This window comes from Helicobacter pylori, assembly GCF_030062585.1.
In the GTDB taxonomy this organism is placed as follows: Bacteria; Campylobacterota; Campylobacteria; order Campylobacterales; family Helicobacteraceae; genus Helicobacter; species Helicobacter pylori_CN.
Genome location: NZ_CP071935.1, coordinates 1,548,805 through 1,560,682, shown reverse-complemented (window position 1 = coordinate 1,560,682; position 11,878 = coordinate 1,548,805). Strand labels below are relative to the sequence as shown.

Below are 11,878 nucleotides of genomic sequence, written 5' to 3'. Positions count from 1 at the left end.
CTCACAAAACCTTAGGCTTTTTGAGAAAGTTTTTCTACCCTCTCGCTCATTTTAGCCCCCACGCCTTTCCAATAATCCAAGCGCTCCTTATCAATCTTAATATCTTTAGGCTCGCTTAAAGGGTTGTAATACCCAATGGATTCAATCCAGCCTCCATCCCTTCTTTTCCTAGAATCGGTTACCACCACCCTATAAAAAGGCTTTTTCTTTCTCCCGATGCGCGTGAGTCTAATGACTGTCATTATAAAAATCTCCTAAAATATTCGTATTAAATTTGAGATTATACAACAAAAGCGCCTAAAACATGCTTAAAACTTAACGCATTTTAGGGGGCATTTGATTTTTAGCCTGACTCATTAGATTCATCAAATCGCTAATGCCCTTTTTATTGGTTAAGCGTTTCGCCATTTTGCTCGCCTGATCAAAGCGTTTGATGATGCGATTGATTTCAGACACTTCTAAGCCGCTCCCTAAAGCGATCCTTTTTCTTCGGCTGCCGTTTAAAATCTCGGGGTTTTCTCGCTCTTTTTTGGTCATGGAATTGACCATGGCCTTGATTTTTTTCACTTCTAAAGAACTCTCTAAATCCGTGTCTTTTAGCGCGCTTGCCATATTCCCTAAACCTGGAATCATAGAAATTAGAGAACTCATAGAGCCTAATTTTTTCACCTTTTCAATTTGGTTTAAAAAATCGTTGAAAGTGAATTGCCCTTTTTTGAGTTTTTTGCTCAAATCTTTGGCTTCATTAGGGTTTAAAACGCTAGCGGTTTTTTCAGCGAGCGAGATAATATCTCCAGCCCCCATCAAACGCCCCACGATTCTTTCAGGCACAAACACATCTAAATCAGGGATTTTTTCCCCGCTCCCAATGAAGCGCAAGGGTAAGCCTAATTGGTAAGTGATGCCTAAAGCGATACCCCCTTTAGAATCGCTATCAAATTTGCTTAACACCACCCCGCTCACGCCTATTTCTTCATTAAATGCGCTCGCGCTTTTGACCCCATCTTGCCCGCTCAAGGCGTCTGCGACATACAGCACCTCATGGGGGTTTAAGACTTCTTTAACTTCTTTTAATTCTTGCATAAGCTCTTTATCAATGGCTAAACGCCCCGCGCTATCCACGAGTAAAACATCAAATTGCGCTTCTTTAGCCCTTTTTAAAGCGTTGTTGGCGATTTCTTTCACGCTTTTATTTTCTTCATAAAAAACTTCCACGCCCACCTGTTCGCCCAAAACCTTTAATTGCTCCACTGCCGCTAAGCGTTGCAAATCGCATGCGCATAAAAGCACTTTTTTATTTTTGGTTTTTAAATAATGAGCGAGTTTAGCGGTGGTGGTTGTCTTACCGCTCCCTTGCAAACCGGCCATTAAAACCACGGTGGGGGGCGTTTGAGAGAAAGTGAAACCACTGCTCCCTTTAGCGCTTAAAATTTCTAACAAACTCTTTTCTAAAGCGTCTAAAAATTGCTGCTTACCGATGCCACTAAGTTTAGTCTGGCTTTCCACTTTTTTGAGCAATTCTCTAGCCACTTTATGATGCACATCATTTTTCAAGAGCGTTTTTTTCAATTCATCTAACGCCCGATCTAGCGCCTTTTCATCATCTTGAAAGCGGATTTTATTGAGTGCGTTTTTAAACCCATCGCTTAACGCTTGAAACATTTTCTATCCTTTTATTATGGTTGTTCTAACAAATCCAATTCTTGCTTGATCTTACCCTCTTTTTCTAAAAGCGTTTTTAAACCCTCTTTGGCTTTTTCTAGCACGCTTTTAGGCGCGTTTTTGACAAAATTTTCATTGTGCAAATTGAGTTTTAGTCTTTCTTTTTCCAGTTTTTCTAGCTGCTTTTTTAAACGAGCAATGAGCGGGCTTAAATCAAGATTTTCTAAATTTGCATAAGTCTGGCAAAATTCCCCCACATCGCTCACGCTTTTTAAAGGCTTAGAACTAATCACGCTGACTTTTTCTAATTTCGCTAATTTTTGGGCGTAAGTTTGCAAACGCTCTGTGTTTTCTATTTTCTCCCTCAATCCCACGCTCGCTTCTTTTAAAACAATCGGTGGGGTTTCTAGCATGATTTTCAAACGCCTTAAAGACACGATGCAATCTTTGATCACTTCAAATTCATGCTCTAATTTTTCATCTTGCACCAAATCTTTAGGGTAAGGCATGACCATGATAGAATGAGCGTTTTCTAGTTCCGTGTTACTGAGCTTGTGGTATAAAGACTCACTGATAAAGGGCATGAAAGGGTGCAAAAGTTTTAAAGCCTCTTTTAACACGCTCCCTAACTCGTCTATCGCTTCATTTTCCACTTTAGAAAATTCAATGAACCAATCGCAAAATTCCCCCCACAAAAAGCGGTATAACAAAGTCGTGGCGTCATTAAAACGATAATTGTCTAAAGCGTTACGAACCTCTTTAGTAACAAGATTCAAGCGCGATTTCGCATAACGCCCCAAAGGCGTTTGGTATTCGTTCAAACGCTCTTTATCTTTGAAAGCTTCTTGTTTGAGTTTCAAATAACTCACCGCATTAAAAATCTTGTTGGCGAAATTCTTGTTATTTTCTAAATGCGTAGTAGAAAGCTTAATGTCCCTGCCCGTAGCGCACAAATTGGCTAAAGTGAAGCGCAAACTATCCGCGCCGTATTTTTCTATCATCTCTAAAGGATCGATCACATTGCCTTTAGATTTGCTCATTTTTTCACCTTTTTCATCCCTAACCAAGGCGTGCAAGTAAATATCCTTAAAGGGCAATTCGCCTAAAAGCGACTCGCTGCAAAAAAGCATTCTGGCCACCCAAAAAAAGAGGATGTCAAACCCGGTAATGAGCGTGGTGTTAGGGTAGAAATCTTTCAAATCGTTTTCATTAAACAAACCGCTTTTTTCTTGCCCCCACCCTAGAGTAGAGAACGCCCATAGCCCTGAACTAAACCATGTGTCTAGCACATCTTTATCCTGCTCTAGTTTTTCACTCTTACAGGTAGGGCAATTTAAAGGGGTATCAAGGCTTACGAACTGGTGGTTATTCTCGCAAGTAAATACCGGTATTTGATGCCCCCAAAACAATTGCCTGCTGATACACCAAGGGCGTAATTCCCTCATCCAAGCGTTATAATTATTGATCCAATTAGAAGGGTAGAATCGCGCCAAACCTTGTTGGATTTTTTCAATAGAACTTTGAGCGATTTCAGGCTTGACAAACCATTGCTTAGACACATAAGGTTCTACCACATTATGACAACGATAGCAATGCCCCACTTGATGCGTGTGTTCTTCTATTTTTTCCAATAAGGCGTTTTCTTTTAATCTTTCTACAACCTTATCTCTGGCCTCTAATCGCTCCAGGTTCTCAAATTCTCCGCAATGCGTGTTTAAAATCCCCTTTTCATCAAAGATTTTAATCGCCTCCAAATGGTGGCGTTTGCCCACTTCATAATCGTTAAAATCATGCCCGGGGGTAACCTTCACACACCCTGTGCCAAACTCCATTTCCACATGTGCATCAGCGATAACAGGGATTGTGCGATTGATTAAAGGCAGGATCGCTTTTTGCCCCACTAAATGCTTGTATCTCTCATCGTTAGGATTGACCATAATCGCGCTATCGCCAAACAAAGTTTCAGGGCGTGTGGTAGCCACCACTAAATAATCTTTTTGATTTTCTAAATAATATCTAATATAATACAACGCCCCCTTACGCTCTTCATACTCCACTTCAATATCGCTCAACGCCCCGTCTTTAGTACACCAATTCACCATGTAGTTATCTTGAACGATGAGGCCCTTTTCATACCATTTCAAAAACGCCAATTTGACCGCTCTTTGCAAGCCCTTATCCATCGTGAAACGAGTCCTAGAAAAAGCCGCGCTCACGCCTAAACGCTTCATTTGCTCTAAAATCGCTCCCCCGCTCTTTTCTTTCCACTCCCACACTTTTTTAATGAACTCTTCACGCCCTAAATCTTCTTTTTTAATCCCTTGACTTAAAAGCTGCTTTTCCACAACATTTTGCGTCGCAATGCCAGCGTGATCAAGCCCTGGCTGATACAAAGTCTTATACCCATCCATGCGTTTATAGCGCGCTAAAATATCTTGCAAGCTTAAAGTTAAAGCATGCCCTATGTGTAAAATACCGGTCACATTAGGAGGGGGCATCATCAAACAAAATCGCTTGCCTTTTTCTTGGATTTTTTCATTGCCATCAATTTCAAAATACCCCCTATGAGAGCAAATTTCATAAATCTTTTTTTCTATCTCTTGGGGTTGGTAGGTGGTGGGTTCTTGTTTCATTATTATTATTATCCTAAAATAGAGCGTTCTTTCAAAAATGGTTGGATTTGGAACGCCTTTTGCTTTTACGCTTTTAATTGTTGCGTATTTTTTTAAAATTATACAACAAAGCATTTAAATTAAAAAGGATAGTCCAGTGAATTACTTTTTAAAAGCCCCTATTTTAGGATTTGAGCATATCAATGAAGTGCGTTTGGAAAAAATTGATTCCTTATTCAGCCGGTTAATTAGCCAAACCAATTCACCCATGGCGTTGGATATGGTCTTAGTGAATCCTTATTGTTTGAGGGAATACAGCTTTGTGATACCCAAATACATAGAATTACTGCTAGAATTAGATTCTCATTCCAAAGTGGAGGTGTATTGCGTGGTCGTGTTGCAAAAAAATTTAGAAGATTCTATGGTTAATTTCTTAGCCCCCTTAGTGTTTAATTCCAAAAATGGCTTTGGCGCTCAAGTCGCGCTTTCTATGATGGATTATCCGGATTTTGGCTTTAGAGATCCTTTAAAAAGCTTTGTGGTTAAAGAAAGAGAACGAGCTTAAGGGTTTTTAGCATGAAATTCGCTCTTACAGGGGGAGGCACAGGGGGGCATCTCTCTATCGCTAAAGCCTTAGCCATAGAATTAGAAAAGCAAGGCATAGAGGCTATTTATTTAGGCTCCACTTATGGGCAAGATAAAGAATGGTTTGAAAACAGCCCCTTATTTAGCGAACGCTATTTTTTCAACACGCAAGGCGTGGTCAATAAAAGCTTTTTTAAAAAAATAGGCTCTTTATTTTTGCAAGCTAAAGCCACATTTAAGGCTAAAGAAATCTTAAAAAAACACCAGATCACGCACACCATTAGCGTGGGAGGGTTTAGTGCAGGGCCGGCGAGTTTTGCAAGCTTACTCAATAAAATACCCCTTTATATCCATGAGCAAAATGCGATTAAAGGCTCTCTTAATCGCTACCTTTCCCCCAAAGCTAAAGCGGTGTTTTCAAGCTATGCTTTTAAAGATAAGGGTCATCATGTTTTAACCTCCTATCCCGTGCAAAACGCTTTTTTTGATTCCGCTAGGACTCGAACTGAAATCAAGCATATTTTATTTTTAGGCGGTTCGCAAGGGGCAAAAGCGATCAATGAATTCGCTTTATTAAACGCTCCCAAACTCACCAAACAAGGGATTAAAATCACGCATATTTGTGGCTCAAACGCTCATGAAAGAATGCGTTTTTTTTACCAGGAATTAGGGCTGTTGGACAAGGTAGAATTGTTCGCTTTCCACAACAACATCACAGAAGTCATGCATAGAGCGGATTTGTGTGTGAGCCGAGCGGGTGCTAGTAGCGTGTGGGAATTGTGCGCCAATGGCTTACCCACGATTTTTATCCCCTACCCTTTTGCGAGCAATAACCACCAGTATTACAATGTCTTAGAATTTGAAAAAGAAAACTTATGCTATGTCGTGCCTCAAAATGAATTATTGCCTAAAAAACTCTTTGAAGTCATTAGAAAGCTCAACCAAAAAGACGATCAAGGCAATAAAAACCTAACCGCTATCAGCAACCAATTGCAACAAAAAATCGCTAAAGACGGCGCAAAAACCATCATTGAAACGATTTTGAGCGCCTAAAATAGCCCATTTTAATCAACAATTAAGCGACTAACCATTAAACTTAAGCGATAAATAAGATAAAATTTAGGATAGCTCAAATCTTTTAAAAAGAAAAGGATAACCCCTTGCAAAACTTTGTTTTTAATAAAAAATGGCTTATCTATTCTAGCCTACTCCCCTTATTTTTTCTCAATCCCTTAGTGGCAGAAGACGATGGGTTTTTTATGGGGGTGAGTTATCAAACTTCTCTAGCCATTCAAAGGGTGGATAACTCAGGGCTTAACGCCAGTCAAGCCGCATCCACCTACATCCGCCAAAACGCTATCGCTCTAGAATCTGCGGCAGTGCCTTTAGCCTATTATTTAGAAGCGATGGGCCAACAAACGAGAGTTTTAATGCAAATGCTCTGCCCTGATCCTTCTAAAAGATGTTTGCTCTATGCGGGGGGCTATCAACAAAACGCCCAAAATGGCGATACAGGCAACAACCCCCCAAGAGGCAATGTCAATGCCACCTTTGATATGCAATCTCTGGTCAATAATTTAAACAAGCTCACCCAACTCATCGGCGAGACTTTAATCCGTAACCCTGAAAATCTTTCTAACGCCAAAGTCTTTAACGTCAAGTTTGGCAATCAAAGCACTGTTATTGCATTACCTGAGGGTCTAGCTAATACCATGAACGCTTTAAACGATGATATTACCAACGCTTTAACCACGCTCTGGTATAATCAAACCTTAACGAATAAATCTTTTAATAGCGGTAATTCCGTGAATTTTAGCCCTGAAGTCTTGCAACACCTTTTACAAGACGGCTTAGCCACAGCTAATAACAATCAAACCATTTGCAGCACTCAAAACCAATGCACCGCTACTAACGAAGCTAAATCTATCGCTCAAAACGCCCAAAACATCTTCCAGGCTTTAATGCAAGCAGGGATTTTAGGGGGCTTAGCGAATGAAAAGCAATTTGGCTTCACTTATAATAAAGCCCCTAATGGCAGCGATTCCCAACAAGGCTACCAAAGCTTTAGCGGCCCGGGTTATTACACCAAAAACGACGCTAATGGAACTACGCAAGTGCCCTTAAAAGCATTACCCGCTGGAGCGACAATTGGATCAGGCAATGGCCAATACACCTACCACCCTAGCTCGGCAGTCTATTATTTAGCCGATAGCATCATCGCTAATGGCATCACCGCTTCTATGATCTTTTCAGGCATGCAAAATTTCGCCAATAAAGCCGCTAAACTGACAGGCACTTCAAGCTATAACCAGATGCAAGAAGCGATCAACTATGGGGAAAGCTTGCTCAATAACACCGTAGCGTATGGGGATTTTATCACCAATTGGGTCGCCCCCTATTTGGATTTAAACAACAAAAGTTTGAATTTCTTGCCTAGCTATGGAGGAAAAGCTAATACCAATAATGTAACCCCACAAAATAATTTAACCCCGCAACAAGCCCAACAAGAGCAAAAAGTCATCATGAACCAACTAGAGCAAGCCACAAACGCCCCCACCCCTGCGCAAATAGACAAGATCTTAGCCAACCCCTATTCCCCCACAGCAAAAACTTTAATGGCTTATGGGCTTTATCGCTCTAAAGCAGTGATTGGCGGGGTGATTGATGAAATGCAAACTAAAGTGAATCAAGTCTATCAAATGGGCTTTGCTAGGAATTTTTTGGAGCATAACTCTAATTCTAATAACATGAACGGCTTTAGCGTGAAAATGGGCTATAAGCAATTCTTTGGCAAAAAGCGCATGTTTGGGCTTAGGTATTATGGCTTTTATGATTTTGGTTACGCTCAATTTGGCGCAGAATCTTCTTTAGTGAAAGCCACCCTCTCTAGCTATGGAGCGGGCACGGACTTTCTTTATAACGTTTTCACGAGAAAAAGGGGGACTGAAGCGATAGATATAGGTTTTTTTGCCGGTATCCAACTGGCAGGGCAAACCTGGAAAACGAATTTTTTAGATCAAGTGGATGGCAACCATCTCAAGCCCAAAGACACTTCTTTCCAATTCCTTTTTGATTTAGGCATAAGGACTAATTTTTCCAAAATCGCTCATCAAAAAAGATCTCGTTTTTCTCAAGGGGTAGAATTTGGTCTTAAAATACCGGTGCTTTATCACACCTATTACCAATCAGAAGGCGTTACAGCGAAGTATAGAAGAGCCTTTAGTTTTTATGTGGGCTACAACATAGGCTTTTGATTAAACAAAATAAGGGAAAAATATGATAAAAAAAGCTAGAAAATTCATACCATTCTTTTTAATTGGCTCTCTCTTAGCTGAAGACAATGGCTGGTATATGTCTGTAGGCTATCAAATCGGTGGCACGCAACAATTCATCAATAACAAACAACTCTTAGAAAATGAAAACATCATCAATAGCGTTACTCAAAGCGCGATCAATATTGCAGGGCCTACTACCGGCCTTATCACTTTAAGCTCTCAAAGCATCATTGACGCTTTAGGCTATGGCGTGAGTAACACGGTGGGCAACCAATTAGAAGGCATTTCTAATATCCTAAATCAAATTGGCAAAAGAAAAGACTTTTATTCTAGCCGTCAAATCTCTAGCATTTCCCAACAAATCATAGGGCTTAAAGGAAGCTCTGACCCCTTAAAAGCCCACTCTTCACAAATCACAGCCAAACTCCTTTCCAACACCCAAAGCGCGTTTGATCAGGGCATCGCGCTAAGCACTAGCATCATTAGCTCTATCAATAGCCTTAATCCTAGCAACAACACCAAAGAAGTCAAAGCCCAACTCCAAAACACCGCGCAATCCATGACAGAATTATTGCAACAAATTGAACACAGCATCACTAAAACCACTAGCACCACTTACGCGCAATCCTTACTCTCCAATCTAACCGATGCGGTGAACGCTTCTAGCAATAATACCGCTTATGTGAGCGCTCTTGTTAACGCTTTAAACACTTTAGGGGTTGGGGTTTTCCCCACCACAACCTCAACGCATGTGGTGTTAAACCCACCAGGTCAAATCGTATTCTATCCAGCTAATTCCATTTTAGGCTCCACTTATTCAAACAGCAATAACCAACAACAATACAACAACACCCTTTTAATGAACACCTTACAAGGGACATTAAGCACTAATAATCAAAATAACCCCAATGGTTGCACTAATCAAGTCCAGTGTTTAGAGCAATTCATCCAAAATTTAGCCCCTTTAGCCGCAACCCCCACTTCAAACAACCAAGCCAACCAGCAAGTCCAAGCCATTGCCCAAAAGCTTCAAAGCGTGGCTATCAACACTTTAGACAACAATGCGATCAACAACACCACTTATAATTTAAACAACTTGCACAACGCTTTGAATTTCCAAGCCTATGAAAGCACGATAGAACAATACAATAACGCTTTAAAACAAATTTCTTGGATCAGTTTTAGCGAGCCTAAAAACTTGCTCAAAAACACTTCCAATAACTACCAAATCGGCACGGTTACCAACGCTCAAGGGCAAAATATCAGCGCCTATGATTGCATGACTGCTACCGGGAGTATTACTAGCAGCGCTTCTAGCGGGATTTCATGCTCAGCGACAAGCTCCACAAGCAACACAAACTCCGCAAATAACACAAACAGCTTTGACAATTCTTTAGTCGCTACCTCCAAAGTCCAAACCATCAACGGCAAAGAGCAGATCGGCGTGAATTCTTTTAACCTTGTCTCTCAAGTGTGGAGCGTTTATAACTCTTTAAAAACTTCAGAAGAAAATTTGCAAAAAAACGCCAAGATCTTATGCGCTAATGGGACACAATCCGGGACAAGTTCATGCAATACAAGCTCTTCAGGGGGTTTGAGCATCAGCGGGAACGCCCAATTGCAAAACATTTTAAGCTCTAATGGGACTACCACTACCGCTCAAGCTAAAAGCAACGCTTCCAAACTGAAAGCGATGGTGGTGGTGAATAATGAAGAAGAAGCTAAAACGACTAATTTAGCTCAAAGCAGCGGGCCAACCACCCAATCCCCTAACAGCACGGTGATGGGAGCTTTAAACACCGTATTGCAAAATGTCAGCAATTTCCAGCAAAGCATTCAAAGCGCTTTTCAAAACCAAGAAAGTAATATCCAAGCTTGGGCGAATGCGATTTATAACACTAATAACCCTAATGGGAGTCAATCGCAAAATTTAACTACTAATAATAACCAAGATTTACGCATCCAATTGAGGGCGAATTTTTACCAGCTCATCAATACCATTAACCAGCAAGTGCCTGCAGACATGAGCGCTTTAATCGCTCAAAGCCAACAAACCCAACAAACAAGCGGGGCAGCAAACAACAATAACGCATGCGCGAGCGGAACGAATGGGAGTGGTGGCAATTGGTGCTATCAGCAATGGTCCGATTCTAAGGCTTATTACAGCGGGCTGCAAAGCGCTTTAGGGTATCAAACACAAGCGACAACTCAAAGCGGGAGCAGTGGTGGGAACACTATCACCTACAATGTCCAACAAATCACGCTCACTAGCGGTGGTTTGCTCAATCAAATTATCACAAATCTTAAGGGCGTTAATGGGGGCAATGGTGCGAGTGGCGGAAGCAGTGGAAGCGGGAATGGCACTAGTCAAATCACTACAGCCTACCAGATGCTCACAGACGCCAGTGATGGGAAATTAGGGACTTATAATAGTAGTGCTAATAGTGGCAGTAACAACGGCTATCAAACATGCACCAATGGATCGAATGGAAATAGCAGTAATTGCTACACCCCCAACAAACAAAGTGCCACAAGCACTACTACCGCAAACACAGCCACCACAACCGACAGCAATTTGCAAAAAGTCTATAATGACGCCCAAAAAATAGCCGACATTATCGCCAGCTCTGGGAATAATAAAGGCGTTGAAAACGGCTTAAAACAATTCTTTGAAGCGCTAAAAAATAATAGTAGCAGTCTCAGTAATTTGTGTAATGGTAGTAGCGGTAGTAGTGGCACTACTTGCTCCGGTGGGCTTATCAACCTTTTAGGGGCAATCCCTATAAATGGGGTGAGCGATACGAATAATTTAATCCATTTGCTCACCGAGTTTATTAAAACCGCCGGGTTTATCCAAAATAATGATAGTAATGTGTCTACTAGTCTTACAAGCGCTTTTCAAGCCATTACGAGCGCTATTTCTCAAGGGTTTCAAGCCTTACAAAACGACATTAGCCCTAATGCGATTTTAACCTTGCTCCAAGAAATCACTTCTAACACCACCACCATTCAGTCGTTCTCGCAAACCTTACGGCAGCTTTTAGGGGATAAAACCTTCTTTATGGTGCAACAAAAACTCATTGATGCGATGATTAACGCCAGAAATCAGGTTCAAAACGCGCAAAACCAAGCCAATAACTACGGCTCTCAACCCGTTTTAAGCCAGTATGCGGCCGCTAAAAGCACCCAACACGGCATGAGCAATGGCTTAGGGGTTGGTTTGGGCTATAAATACTTCTTTGGTAAAGCGAGAAAATTAGGCCTTAGGCATTATTTTTTCTTTGATTACGGCTTTAGTGAAATAGGCCTAGCCAATCAAAGCGTGAAAGCGAATATCTTTGCTTATGGGGTAGGCACGGATTTTTTATGGAATCTATTCAGGAGGACTTACAACACTAAAGCGTTGAATTTTGGGCTGTTTGCTGGGGTCCAACTAGGAGGCGCGACTTGGCTTAGCTCTTTAAGGCAACAAATCATTGACAATTGGGGGAACGCCAATGACATCCATTCAACGAATTTTCAAGTGGCGCTGAATTTTGGGGTGCGCACCAACTTTGCGGAGTTTAAGCGTTTCGCTAAGAAGTTCCACAATCAAGGGGTCATCAGCCAAAAGAGCGTGGAATTTGGGATTAAAGTGCCTCTCATCAATCAAGCGTATTTGAATAGCGCCGGGGCTGATGTGAGCTACAGGAGGCTTTATACTTTCTATATCAATTACATCATGGGGTTTTAAAAAAAGGGTGT

At 41.3% G+C, this 11,878-nt stretch carries 7 protein-coding genes; 4 read left to right on the top strand and 3 right to left on the bottom strand.

What is annotated here, in order from left to right:
• Window positions 1-11 precede the first annotated feature (11 nt).
• The 3 genes from rpsP to valS form a co-directional block, all read right to left on the bottom strand.
• On the bottom strand, window positions 12-242 hold the full coding sequence (gene rpsP, locus J5F42_RS07515) for a 30S ribosomal protein S16 (protein ID WP_000216122.1): 231 nt from the start codon (window positions 240-242) through the stop codon (window positions 12-14).
• A 73-nt stretch (window positions 243-315) separates the two neighbouring features.
• Window positions 316-1,662, bottom strand: coding sequence for a signal recognition particle protein (ffh, locus tag J5F42_RS07510; RefSeq protein WP_283491322.1), 1,347 nt, complete (start codon window positions 1,660-1,662; stop codon window positions 316-318).
• Between the two features lie 14 nt (window positions 1,663-1,676).
• Window positions 1,677-4,295: a valine--tRNA ligase gene (gene valS, locus J5F42_RS07505; protein ID WP_283491321.1), complete on the bottom strand. Its 2,619-nt coding sequence runs from the start codon at window positions 4,293-4,295 to the stop codon at window positions 1,677-1,679.
• Between the two features lie 136 nt (window positions 4,296-4,431).
• Between valS and fliW the strand changes: the two genes are divergently transcribed.
• From fliW to hopL, 4 genes are all read left to right on the top strand, one after another.
• Complete coding sequence (gene fliW, locus J5F42_RS07500; protein WP_001105855.1) at window positions 4,432-4,839, top strand: flagellar assembly protein FliW; 408 nt, start codon at window positions 4,432-4,434, stop codon at window positions 4,837-4,839.
• Window positions 4,840-4,850: 11 nt separating this feature from the next.
• Window positions 4,851-5,912: an undecaprenyldiphospho-muramoylpentapeptide beta-N-acetylglucosaminyltransferase gene (gene murG, locus J5F42_RS07495; RefSeq protein ID WP_283491320.1), complete on the top strand. Its 1,062-nt coding sequence runs from the start codon at window positions 4,851-4,853 to the stop codon at window positions 5,910-5,912.
• Between the two features lie 107 nt (window positions 5,913-6,019).
• Entirely contained in the window at window positions 6,020-8,113 is a 2,094-nt protein-coding gene (gene hopI, locus J5F42_RS07490) for a Hop family outer membrane protein HopI (protein WP_283491319.1), read from the top strand.
• A 22-nt stretch (window positions 8,114-8,135) separates the two neighbouring features.
• Window positions 8,136-11,867 carry a Hop family outer membrane protein HopL gene (gene hopL / locus J5F42_RS07485; protein ID WP_283491318.1) on the top strand — a complete coding sequence of 1,244 codons (3,732 nt, stop codon included), beginning with the start codon at window positions 8,136-8,138 and terminating at the stop codon, window positions 11,865-11,867.
• Window positions 11,868-11,878: the final 11 nt, after the last annotated feature.

Coding starts and splice junctions, on each gene's coding strand:
- rpsP (WP_000216122.1), bottom strand. CDS start 242: ATGACAGTCATTAGACTCACGCGCATCGGGAGAAAGAAAAAGCCTTTT.
- ffh (WP_283491322.1), bottom strand. CDS start 1,662: ATGTTTCAAGCGTTAAGCGATGGGTTTAAAAACGCACTCAATAAAATC.
- valS (WP_283491321.1), bottom strand. CDS start 4,295: ATGAAACAAGAACCCACCACCTACCAACCCCAAGAGATAGAAAAAAAG.
- murG (WP_283491320.1), top strand. CDS start 4,851: ATGAAATTCGCTCTTACAGGGGGAGGCACAGGGGGGCATCTCTCTATC.
- hopL (WP_283491318.1), top strand. CDS start 8,136: ATGATAAAAAAAGCTAGAAAATTCATACCATTCTTTTTAATTGGCTCT.